The sequence below is a fragment of the Marinomonas foliarum genome, assembly GCF_003337275.1.
In the GTDB taxonomy this organism is placed as follows: Bacteria; Pseudomonadota; Gammaproteobacteria; order Pseudomonadales; family Marinomonadaceae; genus Marinomonas; species Marinomonas foliarum.
On sequence record NZ_QPJQ01000041.1, the window covers coordinates 19,889 to 36,292 of the forward strand.

General features: G+C 45.5%; 12 protein-coding genes. 8 read left to right on the forward strand and 4 right to left on the reverse strand.

Annotated features, from left to right (window positions below; translation table 11 throughout):
• Positions 1–468: 468 nt before the first annotated feature.
• The 4 genes from DFP77_RS17175 to DFP77_RS17190 all read right to left on the reverse strand — a co-directional run bounded on the left by DFP77_RS17175 (position 469) and on the right by DFP77_RS17190 (position 5,621).
• The gene (locus tag DFP77_RS17175; protein ID WP_114413446.1) at positions 469–1,425 is read right to left on the reverse strand and encodes a sugar-binding transcriptional regulator; all 957 of its coding nucleotides are present in this window, start codon (positions 1,423–1,425) and stop codon (positions 469–471) included.
• A 105-nt stretch (positions 1,426–1,530) separates the two neighbouring features.
• Complete coding sequence (locus tag DFP77_RS17180) at positions 1,531–2,463, reverse strand: sugar phosphate isomerase/epimerase family protein (RefSeq protein ID WP_114413447.1); 933 nt, start codon at positions 2,461–2,463, stop codon at positions 1,531–1,533.
• 10 nt (positions 2,464–2,473) lie between these two features.
• The gene (locus tag DFP77_RS17185; RefSeq protein ID WP_114413448.1) at positions 2,474–4,006 is read right to left on the reverse strand and encodes a glycerol-3-phosphate dehydrogenase; all 1,533 of its coding nucleotides are present in this window, start codon (positions 4,004–4,006) and stop codon (positions 2,474–2,476) included.
• A gap of 61 nt (positions 4,007–4,067) precedes the next feature.
• Entirely contained in the window at positions 4,068–5,621 is a 1,554-nt protein-coding gene (locus tag DFP77_RS17190) for an FGGY-family carbohydrate kinase (protein WP_114413449.1), read from the reverse strand.
• A gap of 641 nt (positions 5,622–6,262) precedes the next feature.
• Between DFP77_RS17190 and DFP77_RS17195 the strand changes: the two genes are divergently transcribed.
• From DFP77_RS17195 to DFP77_RS17230, 8 genes are all read left to right on the forward strand, one after another.
• Positions 6,263–6,913, forward strand: coding sequence for a DUF2291 domain-containing protein (locus tag DFP77_RS17195; protein ID WP_114413450.1), 651 nt, complete (start codon positions 6,263–6,265; stop codon positions 6,911–6,913).
• Positions 6,910–8,451, forward strand: a complete 1,542-nt coding sequence (locus DFP77_RS17200) for a sugar ABC transporter ATP-binding protein (RefSeq protein ID WP_114413451.1) — start codon at positions 6,910–6,912, stop codon at positions 8,449–8,451. Before DFP77_RS17195 ends, DFP77_RS17200 begins: the two co-directional genes overlap by 4 nt.
• Positions 8,452–8,478: 27 nt before the next feature.
• The gene (locus DFP77_RS17205; protein WP_114413452.1) at positions 8,479–9,531 is read left to right on the forward strand and encodes an ABC transporter permease; all 1,053 of its coding nucleotides are present in this window, start codon (positions 8,479–8,481) and stop codon (positions 9,529–9,531) included.
• A 94-nt stretch (positions 9,532–9,625) separates the two neighbouring features.
• Positions 9,626–10,576, forward strand: coding sequence for a D-ribose ABC transporter substrate-binding protein (locus tag DFP77_RS17210; RefSeq protein ID WP_114413453.1), 951 nt, complete (start codon positions 9,626–9,628; stop codon positions 10,574–10,576).
• A 180-nt stretch (positions 10,577–10,756) separates the two neighbouring features.
• Positions 10,757–12,772, forward strand: coding sequence for a transketolase (gene tkt / locus DFP77_RS17215; protein WP_114413454.1), 2,016 nt, complete (start codon positions 10,757–10,759; stop codon positions 12,770–12,772).
• A gap of 355 nt (positions 12,773–13,127) precedes the next feature.
• On the forward strand, positions 13,128–14,078 hold the full coding sequence (gene tal / locus DFP77_RS17220) for a transaldolase (RefSeq protein WP_114413458.1): 951 nt from the start codon (positions 13,128–13,130) through the stop codon (positions 14,076–14,078).
• Between the two features lie 322 nt (positions 14,079–14,400).
• Entirely contained in the window at positions 14,401–15,501 is a 1,101-nt protein-coding gene (locus DFP77_RS17225; RefSeq protein ID WP_114413455.1) for a Fic family protein, read from the forward strand.
• A gap of 301 nt (positions 15,502–15,802) precedes the next feature.
• The coding region (locus DFP77_RS17230; RefSeq protein ID WP_114413456.1) for an IS5 family transposase at positions 15,803–16,404 on the forward strand (602 nt) is incomplete at its 3' end.

Below are 16,404 nucleotides of genomic sequence, written 5' to 3' on the forward strand. Positions count from 1 at the left end.
ATCACATTTTAAAAGTTATTTTTAACATTTTTTATTTTATTTTGTGATTTTTGATGTTAATTTAACATCGTACTCAAGAGAAATGCGGGGTTAATCACATAATTGTGAGGAAATGACACTTTAATGCCGTTTCAATAGGCAAAAGAATATCATCTTAGGAGGTATTTGGGAGCTGAATTGACGGAATTTATAGGTTTTGATGGGGCCTTTTGAGATATCTTCTGCTGATCTTCGATCACCCTGAGGCTAAGATATCTCACTTAGAAAGGCAAAAAAGTGATTTTTATGTTATTTATAACAAAGTAACATTTAAAACATTCCATCATGTAATTTCATTGAGTATCTTCCTCGACCTTAATCCCGCGGTATCCTTAAAGGTACTGCGGGATATTTTTATCCTTGATTGCAGGAATAAAAAAGCAGAACTCAAAGGTTCTGCTTGATTAAGACCAAGGAAGACTGCAGCGTTCAAAGAGTGGCTAAAATAGCACGGGCGGTGACTTCGTCGGTAATCAAACCAGTTAACAGTTTACCATTCAAAACTGCGCGTATAGCTTCAACCTTTTCTTCGCCACCGGCGATGGCAATGATTTCACCTCTCTTCCCCTCTAAAGACACAGACAACATACGAGCGCTAAGAGACGTATTAATTATCTCACCCTTCTCATCAAAAAAATGCCCCATGGCCTCGCCTACAGCTCCCGCCCTAGCAATCTCAATAATTTCTTCCGGCTTAATAGGCCCAGACGCCACCAGCTGGGCTGTTTGCGCTACGGTACCGATACCGATGAACTTAAGATCAGCATTATTAGCCATGGTGAACACCTCTTTCACTCCTTTCTGTGCCAACAGCACAGTACGATCTTCCACTGAATTAGCCAATAAAGGGACCGGCATAGTGTAAGAAGGAGCCCCGGTTTTAGCCGCAATCCAATGCAAAACGTCATCCCTATTAATAGAGTAATCCCGAGTTAAGCCACCTAACAGAGAAACAAACTTTACGTTTGAAGTATCGAGGCGCGGTAACTGATGCACCACAGCCGCCAAGGCTCGACCAAGTGCCAAGCCAATGGTGATGTCTGATTTAGAAGTAAGAAGGTTCTTAAGGTAGGTCGAGCCTGCTTGACCAAGGGTTTTCAGAGGGATTCCCTCTTCACCCAGATCTGGCGCAACGATGCATTGCTTTAAGCCAAACCTAGCGATCAGCAGCTCTTCCAGCTTCACGCATTCTGTTATCTTTCCATCGATAGAAACTTTCACCGCACCTTCGGCAACGGCTTTAGAAATGAGACGATGAGTCTTTACTGATGTGAGCCCAAGGCGCTTAGCTACAGCAGCTTGAGTAAGCCCCCCCACGTAATGCAACCAAGCAGCCCGTATCGCCAACGAATCATCGAAATCCACAAGACCCTTCTTCGTATCCAAACTTCTACTCCGATATCAAATTTAATGCCACCCGCTCCAATGCGAAACGAACTTTACACCAATAACCACAAAACTTCGACATAGTGCAACCCGTATAACATAGGCTCAAATATTTAAATCCTGAACTCCACTATCAATATGCGGCGCCCAGAATGACACACTTTCTGCGATTTGCTCCACCACCTGACGATCCGTGGGCTCACGCTCTTTAAAACTCAATTCAAGGCAAATTTGATTATCCTTAGCACCACCTTTTGCTAGGGTTCCCAATAAAGGCTCCGGTTGAATTCGACCATTAAGGTTGTACTCTTTAATAAACGGACGGTGTCCTCCCTTATCCATCAAGCTTTGTTTTATGTGGATAATCGGTGACACCTTAGGCACAACTTCTGCCCAAGCGTAAGGATCGAAATCAGCAGGGTTTTGGGACATCACATCACCGTGGTCGATGTCCGCCATCATCCACATAGGCACTGCCATATTTGCGTCGGTTAGTCGTTGTTGCAGGCTCATTGCAGAAGCAATGGTATCACCGAACTCACGCCCAACACTCATTGGTTCCCAGTAAACATATTTTAAACCCGCTTGCTTGGCATGTTCTGCCACTTCCGCCCAGCAATCGATGGCAATTTGCGTTAGTGCTTCACGGCGCTTGGGATCGTCAAAATCCTTTTGGGTCATGATAGCGAACTGGGTTCCAACGGCTTCCCCACCAAGGTCAGCAGTAATGTCAGCAAAGATCTTAAACCACTCCACGTAGTAACGACGCACCTCTGCATCAGGGTGACCAAAGTGATTTAAGCGCCCATAAGGCCCAGTCATTCCAGAAGTAATTCGTACACCTGTTTGTGTCAGAGCGGATTTCATTTCTCGTGTCAGTCGACGAATCAAGGACGCTGGCCAACTGGGGTTAATAAACTCATGGGTCAGCTGCACATCACGAATCTTGATGTCGTGTGCAATAGTCTCAATTAAGTGCTTTGGCTCAGCAAAGCGGTTAACTAAAGGGTTGGTATTTAATCCTAATGTTAATGCCATGATGCCCTCCTTACGAAATTTTACGATCAGAGTTATGTTCGATAAATTGAGATTCAAACCACTGGCCGAAGGTCGCTTTCTGCTCGTCTGATAGGTGCAAGCCCTCTTTAGTACGACGCTCTAGAACGTCTTCCGCTGTCATTGCCCATTCGTACTCCACTAGGTAGCGCACTTCCGCTTCGTATAGGTTGCCACCAAAATGCTGGCCCAAACCTTCAATGGACACCACACCCGCGACAATCTGCTTAATAATGGAACCATAATGACGACCATAATGGACAAGTAGCGCCCGTGGCATCCATGGATAGTCCTCTTTACAAGCCTGCATGTAGGACTGAAAGTCCGCATTCGGAATATCCCCACCCGGAAGCACCACCTCGCTAGTCCAGTTATTACCCATTTCAGGGAAATATTTTTCGATTTTTTGGATCGCATGTTCCGACAGTTTTCGAAAAGTAGTCAGCTTGCCACCAAACACGTTCAACAAAGGAACTCCTTGGGTTTCATCCAGATCAAACACATAATCTCGAGTTACTGCAGACGGATTCCCTTGACCATCATCAAACAGAGGTCGTACCCCAGAGAAGGTGGTGATTACATCTTGACGACGCAAGGTTTCTTTAAAGTAACGATTCACGGCAGCCAACAAGTACTCAATTTCGCTCTCATCTGCTTTGACATCTTCCACTTTGCCGTCATAAGGGATATCAGTCGTACCAATCAAAGCCTTGTCATCTTCGTATGGATTAATGAAAATCACGCGCTTGTCGTAGTTTTGCACTAAATAAGCCTGCTGCCCTTGCCAGAATTTCGGCACGATAATGTGGGAGCCTTTGACCAGCTGAATATTACGAGAACTTTTTGATGTAGCCACGTCATCAACGATCCGGCGCACCCATGGTCCCGCTGCGTTCACCAATAGCTTGGCTTTAAAGGTACGTACTTCCTTGGTCATCGCGTTTTCAGTAGTAATTTCCCAATACCCATCGGCATGACGCGTTGCTGCCACACAACGGGTGCGTGTCAGAACTTCTGCCCCCTTCTGTGCCGCAGCTAACGCATTCAAAACCACTAGACGAGAATCATCTACCCAACAGTCCGAGTATTCAAACCCTTTGGTGTATTGGTCTTTAATCGGTGCACCTTCTGGATCACGGTGAAGATTTAAGGTACGAGTGCCAGGCAAACGTTTGCGACCTCCCAAGTGGTCATAAAGAAACAATCCTAGACGCACTAACCAAGCTGGGCGATCCTCTTTACTGTGAGGCAACACAAAGCGCATGGGCCAGATAATATGACTGGCTGAATTCAACAGGACCTCACGCTCAATTAAGGCTTCGCGAACCAAACGAAACTCGTAGTATTCTAGATAGCGCAACCCACCATGTACCAGTTTACCTGAGCGGGAAGATGTCCCTTGTGCCAAGTCGTCTTTTTCACATAAGACCACAGATAATCCGCGACCAGCCGCATCCCTTGCGATACCCGCACCATTGATACCGCCACCGATTACAAACAGATCTAACATTTGTTCATTACTCATACCGAACCCCTTAATTAATCGCCGCAGATCGCACTTGCAATCTGTCTGTGCATTCTGTTGATTACATAGTTTTGATGTGTTCCATGGTGGCCCAAGTAGACGGGAACGACTGACGCTGATCATAAAACGCCTCAAATAAGCGTTCGTATTTGGCCGCCAATGCTTGGTCAGGGACTTCCCCGTCACCCAGCAACGGCACCACCCACTCTTTTATGCAATCATCCATGGTTGGATATAAACCGATGGCCACCGCAGCCATCATGGCAGCCCCCGCAGCCCCTGCTTCTTCTCTGGCAGAAACGCGTACCTTGGCATTAACTGATGCCCCAAGAATCTGGCGTAAGGTTGGAGAGCGTACAGCGCCACCACTTAATCGTAATTCTGTCGCCGTACCGCCCATCGCTTCGTAGCAATCACGCATTGCCATGCCTAGGCCTTCAACTACAGCGCGTACTAGATCTGGAAAACGATGACGATAAGTTAAACCAGTAAAGCCGGCTCGAGCTTGCCCATTAACAAAGGGGCCACGCTCTCCAGCATCAGAAATGTATGGGTGATACAAGAGTTGTCCGGCTTCAGCCTGCTTTAACCAACGCTCCACCCTATCCACCAAGCTATAACTGGTACACTCGCAGTCAAAATCTTTCAACAAGTCCGCAGCCACATTTAATAGCCAATCTAGATTCAACGCCGACGCCATATTGGTTTGTACCTGGGTCACGCGACCGTCCACTGGCAAGGTAATCACATAACCTGTACCAGCTTGGTTTAGATAAACATCTTTATCCGCCACAGAGCGCATATGAACTCCGGTTGAGCCAATCACGGAACAAGCTACATTATCCTCTCCGGTATGAACGCCAGCCCCAAGGGCCGTCATAACCATGTCTACATAAGCTAAGGACACCGGGATACCTGCCTGCAATCCAGCCAGTTCAGCAGCCTCTAACGTCAATGGAAAGGTTTGTTTGGAGCCATCTATGATGGAGGGCAATAGAGTGCGGTATTGGCTAAGACCGAGACTTTCGATTACAGACTCGCTGTATTCACGGGTTCGAAAGTCACCAAAGGTAAAAGAGGCTTCTGAAGGGTCTGTTGCCCGTTGACCAGTTAAATTGAAGAATAACCAGTCTTTACAATGAAACGCTGTGCTAGCCTGCTGCAGTAATTCTGGGTAATGCTTGGCCATGTGGGCCATTTGCACCCCTTGCTGACAGGTGTTCAAACCTGTTCCGGTTTGCTCAAATCGTTGACGTTCGGTAGCTACTTTATTAAGAAAATCGACTGTACTTGATGCTCGACCATCCAACCAAAGCCACGCATCACCCACAGGTTGACCGGCCTCATCGATTAACCAAGTACCGTCTCCTTGACCTGTCACCGACAGAGCAATCACACGCTCCTTAAAACGCTCAATTTTTTCACTAAGCCCTTTTATAGCTCTAACGCAGTCTGACCAAGTTTGAGATAAAGATTGTGTAGCCGAGCCATCTAGACCCGTTTGATAGGAGTTGCGCACTGACGCAGTAGCAACTTGCTCACCACCGATTGTAAAGGCAACTGCTTTTACAACAGATGTACCTGCATCGATACCTATGATCAATTGTGAGTTCACTTATTACCCTCCTTGTTATAGAGGCAAGTGAAGCGGGACAACTTTATTATTAGAAGCATGATTGATACCCGTTTCTTGTGACAGCGAATAAAACCTCGCCGTGAAATATTTTTCTTATTGTGATAATAATTTCCTAATTTTAAACATCTGTCAACTCCATAACTACCTATTTCACATACAGAAAGAATATCAATTAATAAACATAAGCACTTTAAAAGCCAACACTGAAATTATAATTTCAATAAATTAAGTTAAATTAAAACAAAAGCTTAATCTAAATCTAAGTTTGTAAAATATGTTTATTTAGGTCTTATTATCATCACGTAATATTCCATCTAGTATCATTGAAAAAATAACACTTCTAGATATTTTTTATATATTGTGCAATAAATTTCATTGACAGTGATTTATTTTTATCCCATTGTAAGTACAAAGATCACACAGACCTCTAAAAATAAATTGATGATCTTGGCTCGATCAAAGACTTATGTGCCCTACATACACGAGTTTTTAGAGGCAAAACAGCCGGAGTAAAATAAAAATGATAAACACCACTGTGCAACCCAGCTATCGTCCAGCGCTACTGCGCTTGACGCATGTTGAATCGACTCAAATGCTTACCCTAATTGGTGGAGGTTGCGATGCAAACTCAACTTTCTAACCAGTTAGCTGCTAAAAAACGTAAGCGACTACTAATTGCTGGCATTTTTACAGCGGCAGTCGTAGGTGCGATGGCCATCGATACGAAAGTGATCATAAATGGCTCCATTGAGGACCTACGTCAACAAGCGTTTTCCCCTGACAACTATGCCAAAATCAATTACCCAGACATTAAGCAGTATGTAGAAAGTAACGCGGTCGACGCAACAGCTCTCCTTAACGCTTTACGCGAAGACAAGAAGGCAGCGGGACAAAAATACGGTATTGGTGGCGGCGTTGGTCCAGTTATCCCTGTTTCCTTAGAAGGCACAGTGACCGAAGGCCGTTCAGGCATCTTCAAGATCAGCATCCCCAACTTCCCAGACAATCAAACAGTACGTGTACAAACTGGCCCAGCCCTAAATGGTACCGACCTACGTGATGCCACTGGGGAAATCAAGTTTGGCAAATTCAAAAACCAAATAGAATACCAAGATGTGGGCGCTGCGATGAACCGTGTGATGAAAGCGGAAATCCTAGACGATTTGGACCGGGATAACTTGGTGGACAAAACCGTAGCCATCACGGGCGTATTTCGCTTAATTAACGCCAAAAATTGGCTTATCACACCAGTAGGGATGGACGTGAAATGAGCCTAGCATACGACAACCTTCCTAAAGTGGATGAAGTGGTACTGGAAGCGCGTAACATCGCCAAGTCTTTCGGAAACACCCATGCCCTTAAAGGCGTTAACTTCGATATACACCGAGGCCAAGTCACTACTCTATTCGGTGAAAATGGTGCAGGGAAATCTACCCTGATGAAGATTCTATCAGGGGTAATTACTCCCACTTCAGGTGAAATCGTTTTGGATGGTGAAGCCATTCTCTTTAACAGCGCCAATGAAGCGCGAGCCAAAGGCATCTCTATCATTCACCAAGAGCTGAGCCTCGCGCCCAACATGAACGTACGCGACAACATTTTTATGGGGCGGGAGATCATCAAGGGTGGCCAGGTGGATTTTGCTGAAGAAGAACGCCAAGCCCGTGAATTGATGGCCGAGCTGGAAGAAGACATAGATCCGTTGACCCCCCTAGAAGAATTGCGTTTAGGTCAACAACAGATCATTGAGATTGCCCGCGCAATTTCCCAGAAATCACGCATCCTGATCATGGACGAGCCCACCTCTGCTCTTAGTGCGGCTGAAGTAGAAGTCCTGTTTAAAGTAATTCGAGATTTGACTGCCAAGAACGTATCCATTGTTTACATCTCTCACCATTTAGAAGAGGCCCTCACCATTACCGATCACGCTGTGGTGTTGCGTGACGGCACTATGACGGCTTACGCCCCACGCAAAGACATTGACCTAGAATGGATTGTCCGCAACATGGTGGGTGAAAACTTCGACCTAGGTTCGCCACCAACGGGTTATAACTTTGGTGGCACCGCCTTACACGTTCAAAACCTTGTGATTAGAGATACAGGGGGCGGTGATTTCAACGTCGTCGACAACTTATCCATTGATGTAAAAGCCGGTGAAATCGTCTGTGTTTACGGCTTGATGGGTGCAGGTCGTTCAGAATTTATGGAGTGTGCTGCGGGCCGTTTAAAAGCCCAAGAAGGACACATTCTATTGGGTGGAGAAGACGTAAATAAACTCTCTATCGCAGAACGCATTCAAGCAGGTTTGGCATTAGTTCCAGAAGATCGCCAAAAAGACGGTTTAGTGCAAACCATGTCTGTAGGGCAAAACCTGTCCCTGGCAAGCATCAGTGAGTTTACTCGCAAGTTGCTGACCTCAAAAGTAGATGAAGACAACCTAGTTGATACGTCCATTAAAGCGGTTACAGTGAAAACCTCTGGTTCAGAAGCAGCCATAGGCTCACTTTCTGGAGGTAACCAACAGAAGGTCGTCATCGGTAAAATGCTAGCAACGGCTCCTAAAGTATTGTTACTAGACGAACCCAGCCGAGGCATCGACATTGGCGCAAAAGCAGAGGTGTTCAAGCTGCTGGCCGAGCGCGCAAAAGATGGCCTAGCAGTAGTCTATTCGACATCTGAAGTAGCGGAGTGCTTGAGTATAGCCCACCGCATCATAGTGATGCACAAAGGCAAAATCTCTGCAGAATTCGATCACACGGCTTCAAAAGAACAAATTATGGCCGCCTCAGGCGAATCGGTTACCCATTAAGACAATAAGAAAAACTGGAGTTATACCATGTCTTCAACTGCTCAAAAGCAATCAGTGCAAGGGGTAAGCACCCCACCTAAAAAGATCGATATCGGCCGCTTACTTCTTGAAGGACGCGCATTCTTCGCTTTGATTGCGATCATCATCTTTTTCTCTTTTATGTCGCCGTACTATTTTACGGTTAACAACTTCCTAATCATGTCGTCCCACGTGGCCATTTTTGGTCTATTGGCGCTAGGCATGTTGTTGGTCATTCTAAATGGCGGCATCGACCTCTCCGTTGGCTCAACCCTTGGGCTATGTGGTGTCTTTGCAGGATTCTTGATGCAAGGTGTCAATATCGAATTTCTTGGTATGACCTTTTACCCCTCTCTTTGGGTGGTAGTTATCTTGACATGTTTACTGGGAGCCGCCGTAGGTACAGTTAATGGCGTGCTGGTTGCACATTTTAAAGTGCCAGCTTTTGTGGCAACCCTTGGCACCATGTATGTCGCCCGAGGAATTGCTCTACTGATGACCAATGGCCTGACTTACAACCAATTAGACGGAAAACCAGAGCTAGGTAATACAGGCTTTGAATGGTTGGGCTTTAACCGCTTAGCAGGCATCCCTATCAGTGTCATCGTATTGGTTGTGGTTGCAGTACTGTGTGGCCTGATGATCAGCCGTACAGCCTTCGGTCGCTGGTTATACGCCTCTGGCGGTAACGAAACCGCTGCGGACCTTTCTGGGGTTCCCATCAAACGCGTAAAAGTGACCGTGTATCTTTTATCTGGCGTCTGTGCTGCCCTAGCCGGCTTGGTATTGTCTTCACAATTGACCTCTGCTGGTCCAACCGCTGGTACCACCTACGAGCTAACAGCCATTGCTGCCGTGGTTATTGGTGGTGCAGCATTAACTGGCGGTCGCGGTACTGTGCGCGGCACCATCTTAGGTGCACTGGTAATTGGTTATCTATCAGACGGTCTTGTCATTATTGGGGTTTCGGCGTACTGGCAAACAGTTTTCACCGGCACCGTAATTGTTTTAGCGGTTTTGCTTAACAGCCTGCAATACGGCTCATCTAGCAAGAGTCGTTAAATGAACCCTGGCGTGGCTTTTGGTGAGCAACAGTCACGCCAAACAAGTCGCCGACCTTCGGCAAACTCATAAAATAATAAATCGGAGTAATACAATGTTTAAAACTACTAAGCGTTTGTTAGTTGCCTCTACTGCTAGTTTGACTCTAATGGCCAGCAGTGCATGGGCTGATGGATTGATCTCGATTATCGTCAACGACCCTTCAAACCCGTACTGGTACACTGAGGGTCAAGTAGCGAAACAAACAGCCGAAGACATGGGCTACGACGCAAACGTTGCCGCGCACAAAGGCGATACAAACACAGAAAGTAAGCTGATCGACACAGCTATTACTAACCGAGCTAAAGCCATCATCCTTGACCCTGCTAACGCAGACGGCTCCATTGGTGCGGTACGTAAAGCGATTGCAGCAAACATCCCAGTTATCATCATCAACGCTGAATTGAATCAAAGTGGCCTTGCGAAAGCGCAGCTTGTATCCAACAACGCACAAGGTGCAGCATTGGGTGCAATGCAATGGGTTGAAGCAGTAGGCGATTCAGGTGATTACGTTGAGCTATTCGGCGCACCGAGTGATAACAACGCAGCAACACGCTCTAATGGCTTCGAAACAGTACTAACACAATACCCAGATCTAAATAAAGTGGCTCAAGAAGTTGCTAATTGGGATCGTACACAAGGCTACAACAAAATGCAGTCTATCCTGCAGGCGAACCCAAACATCAAGGGCGTAATCTCAGGTAACGATGAGATGGCTCTAGGTGCTATTGCAGCACTTAAAGAAGCGGGAAAACTTGACCAAGTAAAAGTAGGCGGTTTTGACGGTTCTCCAGATGCCGCTAATGCCATCCTAGACGGCGAAATGGAATACACAGTACTTCAGCCAGTTGCCATCTTTGCTGCTGCAGCGATTCGTCAAGCGGACAATTTCATCAAAACAGGCAAAACAGGTGTCGACACTGAAAAGCAGTTATTTGATTGCTACCTAATCACTAAAGACAACATTGCAAACTACACGTCTGCGTTCACCTTGTCTGAATACTAAGCAACTAGCTCTTGTTAGGGCACTCTCCAAAATCAAGCTTTAGGGCTACTCATGTAGCCCTTCTTTTTCAACATCGCTTTACCCTTAAACCGCTGTGTCGCCTCTCAGACACAGAGCCAATTAGGCCATCCATTTTTTGACAGAACCGTTCAGCAAACATGATGCTGCAGGAAAATATTGATGAGTACTTTACAACGAAGAACCCTCGCTAATGCCGTGCGCGCCCTCAGTATGGACGCCGTACAACAAGCCAACTCTGGACACCCGGGCGCCCCAATGGGCATGGCAGACATTGCCGAAGTCCTATGGCGAGATTACTTACAACACAACCCAGCGAACCCTCACTGGCCAAACAGAGACCGCTTTATTCTTTCTAATGGCCATGGTTCCATGTTGCTTTATAGTCTACTGCACTTGTCAGGTTACCCACTCACCACAGAAGACCTTAAACAATTTCGCCAATTACACTCTAAAACCCCCGGTCACCCGGAATATGGCTACACAGAAGGCGTTGAAACAACTACAGGACCATTAGGACAAGGCTTGGCTAATGCAGTAGGCATGGCACTAGCAGAGAAAACCCTTGCATCGCAATTCAACCAACCAGGGTTTGATGTAGTGAACCACTTTACCTACGCCTTTATTGGAGATGGCTGCTTAATGGAAGGCATCTCCCATGAGGTATGCTCATTAGCGGGCACTCAGGAGCTGGGTAAGCTCATTGTCTTTTATGATGACAATGGCATTTCCATTGATGGGGAAACCGAAGGCTGGTTTACCGATGACACCCCGACCCGTTTCCGCTCATATAACTGGCAAGTAATCAGCAATGTAGACGGCCACGACGCCAAAGCAATCATTGCCGCCATCGAAGAGGCTCGCCGTGATTCCTCCCGACCCACTTTGATTTGTTGTAAGACAACTATCGGTTATGGCTCTCCCAACAAAGCTGGCAGTCATGATTGCCATGGGGCACCATTAGGCAAGGATGAGATTCAAGCCACCAAACATGCATTGGGCTGGCACCATGCCCCCTTTGAAATACCAGAAGATGTATCCCATGCATGGAATACCATCGATAAAGGACAAACTTTAGAGACACTTTGGAAGCAATTGCTAGAAGGTTACAAAGCTAAGCACCCAGAGTTGGCAGCGCAATTCTTACGCCGTATCGAGGGCTCATTACCAGCAGACTGGGACGAGATTAAGAAAGACATTCTAGCTCAGCAGTCGACACTAACTGATGCTGTTGCAACCCGTAAATGCTCTCAAAACACCCTGCAATTATTGGGTAAAAAAATGCCGGAGCTGCTGGGTGGCTCTGCTGATTTAGCGCCCTCCAACCTCACCATGTGGAATGGGTCTGAAGCCATTTCTCCTGCTCAACCTGATGGTAACTACATACATTATGGAGTGCGTGAATTCGGCATGACCGCCATTATGAATGGCGTTGCGCTCTACGGCGGCTTTATTCCTTACGGTGGCACCTTCCTTATGTTTATGGAATACGCCCGTAATGCGGTACGCATGTCCGCCTTAATGAACCAACGAGTCATCCATATTTACACCCATGACTCTATTGGACTGGGTGAAGATGGCCCCACTCATCAACCAATAGAGCAAATTACGGCGTTACGCGTAACGCCTAATCTACAAACATGGCGCCCCTGTGATCAATTCGAAACCACTGTGGCTTGGCTAGCTGCTCTTGAGCGAAACGAAGGCCCCAGCGCATTCATCTTGTCACGTCAAAACCTACCCCAACAAAAACGCGATAGCCTACAACAGCAAAACGTTTCTAAAGGAGGTTATATCCTCAAAGCGTGTAAAGGTACGCCAGATGTGATCCTAATCGCTACAGGATCAGAAGTCGCATTAGCCATGGACAGCGCTACTGATTTAGAGCAACAAGGTTTCAGCGTGCAAGTGGTCTCCATGCCTTGCGCTGAACGATTTGACCAACAGCCAAAATCTTACCGCGACAAAGTACTACCTACTAACATTCGCGCTCGAGTTGCTGTTGAATGCGGACATAGCGATTACTGGTATAAATATGTGGGCATCGACGGCACTGTAATCGGCATTAACCGTTTTGGTGAATCCGCCCCTGCCAGTGAATTGATGACCTTATTCGGCTTCACACAAGAAAAGGTGGTTGAAACTAGCAAACGCATCATTCAGCAAAACGCTCATTAATTCTACCTATTAAATATTACCTAGGTCGTTTGAGTAGGCAATATTCTATTAAGGATATGAAGAGCATCCGTGGGTCATAATCGATGTAAATCAACGTGTTTGGTTGCCCTTAATCTAGCCAAGATCGTTTTAATATTCTGTTGAAGTACATATGTTGAGAAGTAACATTCAAAGGAAAAACGATTGATTTACTTGGCCCACGATATACTCGCCTTTTTTCTGAGGCCACCGAGTGGAAAACGGTTTAGACAATACCTTTCAGAAGATGGTCATCGAAAAGATGTTAAAAAAACACGCCTCAATCGAAGCCTTCGAACTGATAAAACAACAACTAGATAAAGAAAAGGATAAACCAATGAGTAATAAGTTATTTCAATTAAAAGAGTTCACAACGATTGTTGCCGACACGGGTGATATCACAGCGATCAAAGAATACCGTCCAGAAGATGCCACCACTAACCCGTCTTTGATGCTAAAAGCTGCTCAAATTCCTGAATATGCACCATTTATCGATCAAGCAATCGAGTGGGCAAAAGAGAAAAGCGACAACAAAGCACAGCAAATCATTGATGCTGGCGATAAACTAGCGGTAATTGTAGGAACTGAAATCCTTAAATACGTACCAGGCCGAATTTCTACTGAAGTAGATGCTCGTTTGTCATATGACAAAGAAGCCACCGTTGAGAAAGCACGTCGCATTATTAAGCTATATGAAGACGCTGGCATCTCTAAAGATCGAGTCTTGATCAAAGCTGCGTCTACTTGGGAAGGCATCAAGGCCGCAGAAGAGCTAGAGAAAGAAGGTATCAATTGTAACCTAACATTGCTGTTCTCTTTTGCTCAGGCACAAGCCTGTGCTGAAGCCGGCGTTTACCTTATCTCTCCGTTCGTTGGCCGTATCCTAGACTGGTACAAGAAGTCTACCGGCGAAGACTACACTTCGGAAACGGACCCAGGAGTAGTGTCTGTTGCAGAAATCTACGATTACTACAAAAAACATGGTTACAAGACTATCGTCATGGGTGCCAGCTTCCGCAACATCGGAGAGATCGAGCAACTTTCTGGTTGTGACCGTCTAACCATCAGTCCTGCTCTGCTAGAAGAGCTGAAAAAAGACGACGGCAAGCTTGAGCGCAAACTGGTTCCAACAACAGACGTTACACCGGCAGGTGCAGCAATCACCGAAGAGGCCTTCCGTTGGGCGCTAAACGAAGATGCGATGGCAACAGAGAAGCTAGCGGAAGGCATCCGTAACTTCGCTGTCGACCAGCGCAAATTGGAAGCATTGCTTGAAACAAAACTTTAGGGAATATAACTAATTTTGTTAATTTAGAGTAGGGCAGACGCATTCTCCTCGCCCTTCTGGACTTCATAAAACACCTTTTTTAACTAGATTTTAACGTTAATAGGTGTTTAAGGAAGTCCAGAATTCATAAAATAATTTGCTCGAGACCACCACCCTATTCATGCTCAATTTTTCCTTATAGCAACTTCCATTTACTAACTCTTCACAACGCCTATGATGTGATTACCGACATCATTCAGATTAAATTTTGATTTGATTAACTACACTATTCACATTAAAGTGTGAGTAGATTAATCATGTTATTCAAATTATAGGGTGTGTTATGTGGATATGGCAGCAAGAAAATTGGCCTAACTTTACATGGGATAAAAGCGTTATAGAGCCCATGTTAAGAGAAGCGCGTCTTAACCAAGGGGTTCTATTGGGTAAAATGGCCAGTCAATCCCATGATAAAAAGCAAAGTATGCTGGATACACTTTTGGCCAACATCGTGAACTCAAGCGCCATTGAAGGTGAAAAACTGAATGCCTTTTCAGTACGCTCCTCACTAGCTAACAAACTCGGTTTAACAGAAGAAAACACGTATCCTACTACTGAGCAAACCGATGGGATCGCTGAGATAATGGTCGATGCCATTGAGAACCTTGATTCAACATTGAGTCTAAAGAGAATTCTAAATTGGCATGAAAAACTATTTCCTAAAGGCTATGCCATGCTCAGCCCTATCATGGGTGGCCAATTACGAGGAAGTGAACCCATGCAGGTGGTTTCTGGCCGCATTGATCGACCTACCGTTCACTTTGAAGCCCCTCCTCGAGAAGTGCTTAATACAGAATTAGAGCATTTTATCCGATGGTTTAATGACTCAAAAAAAGATGCTTCACTAGATCCATTACTAAGAGCCGCCATCACTCATATTTGGTTTGTCACTATACACCCACTAGATGATGGAAACGGTCGTATAACTCGATTGCTTACAGACCAAGCATTAGCTCAAGCTGAGAGCCAATCGGTTCGATTTTACGCAATGTCAGTGAGCATATTGGCAAAGCGTAAAAGCTACTATGAAATACTTGAACAGACGCAAAAGGGAAGCGTAAACATCACAGCATGGTTAGAGTGGTTTCTGAGTACGCTAAACGAAACCTTTAATGACGTGCTAAGAGAAATAGATCAGACCATTTTCAAATCAAACTACTGGCAAAAAATCGACCAAACAAAGCTAACGTCGGAACAGGTCAAAGTCTTGAATCGTATGCTCGATGGCGATTTTGAACAGGGTATTAACACGACGCAATATCATAAAGTTGCCAAAGTTAGTAAGCCGACAGCAACACGCCACTTGGCGACTTTAGTTGAACAAGGTTGTTTGGTCAGATCTGAATCTGGTGGACGCAGTACGCGGTATTTTCTCGCTCTGTAAAAACTGAGCTTATGGCTGTCTTTTCTATAGCTTTTTCATTAGCATCTTCATCAACTGATTGCTAATGATAAAAAATCACACAAGTCGAAAAAATAGAGGATATTTAATGGCCTCCTATTGAACATCACTAAATAATCAACCTAAGCCAATAAGCTCAAAGTGATAAGCCATTTTCATTTAAAATAGGGATTTCAGAAAAAATCTCTGAAATAAAATCCATAAATACAACCGCTCGCCTAGGGAACATGCGAATAAGTCCCTCTCATGAGACAATCTCTTTTTTAGTCTTCGAGCCTCAACCATGTCACACCAACTCACTTTTGCCGACAGCGAGTTCAACAACAAACGCCGTAAAACACGTAAGGAAATTTTCCTTTCTCGCATGAATGAGTTGATGCCTTGGGATCAACTTGAAGCGGTTATTGAGCCGTTCTATCCTAAACCAGGGAACGGTAGAAGACCTTATCCGCTATCAACCATGTTCCGCATTCACTGCATGCAACATTGGTACAACATGAGTGATCCAGCGATGGAGGATGCCTTGTATGAGATCACATCCATGCGCTTATTTGCTGACTTATCGTTAGATAACCCAATTCCTGATCACACCACCATCATGAATTTCAGACACTTATTAGAGAAACACAAACTCTCGCGCCAGCTTTTTAAAGAAGTGAACAGATGGCTGTCTGATGCAGGCATTTACCTCAAAGAAGGCACCATTGTGGATGCGACTATTATTGAAGCGGCCAGCTCAACGAAAAACAAAGCCAAAGAAAGAGACCCTGAAATGCACCAAACTCAAAAAGGTAAGCAGTGGTTCTTTGGCTTAAAAGCCCATATTGGTGTTGACGCTAGAACGGGGTTAACTCACAGCGTGAGTACAACGGCGGCCAACGTTCA

Excerpts from the sequence above, each read along its gene's own strand:
- tal (WP_114413458.1), top strand. The coding sequence starts at position 13,128 with ATGAGTAATAAGTTATTTCAATTAAAAGAGTTCACAACGATTGTTGCC.
- DFP77_RS17210 (WP_114413453.1), top strand. The coding sequence starts at position 9,626 with ATGTTTAAAACTACTAAGCGTTTGTTAGTTGCCTCTACTGCTAGTTTG.
- DFP77_RS17225 (WP_114413455.1), top strand. The coding sequence starts at position 14,401 with ATGTGGATATGGCAGCAAGAAAATTGGCCTAACTTTACATGGGATAAA.
- DFP77_RS17185 (WP_114413448.1), bottom strand. The coding sequence starts at position 4,006 with ATGAGTAATGAACAAATGTTAGATCTGTTTGTAATCGGTGGCGGTATC.
- DFP77_RS17195 (WP_114413450.1), top strand. The coding sequence starts at position 6,263 with ATGCAAACTCAACTTTCTAACCAGTTAGCTGCTAAAAAACGTAAGCGA.
- DFP77_RS17180 (WP_114413447.1), bottom strand. The coding sequence starts at position 2,463 with ATGGCATTAACATTAGGATTAAATACCAACCCTTTAGTTAACCGCTTT.
- DFP77_RS17205 (WP_114413452.1), top strand. The coding sequence starts at position 8,479 with ATGTCTTCAACTGCTCAAAAGCAATCAGTGCAAGGGGTAAGCACCCCA.
- DFP77_RS17200 (WP_114413451.1), top strand. The coding sequence starts at position 6,910 with ATGAGCCTAGCATACGACAACCTTCCTAAAGTGGATGAAGTGGTACTG.
- tkt (WP_114413454.1), top strand. The coding sequence starts at position 10,757 with ATGAGTACTTTACAACGAAGAACCCTCGCTAATGCCGTGCGCGCCCTC.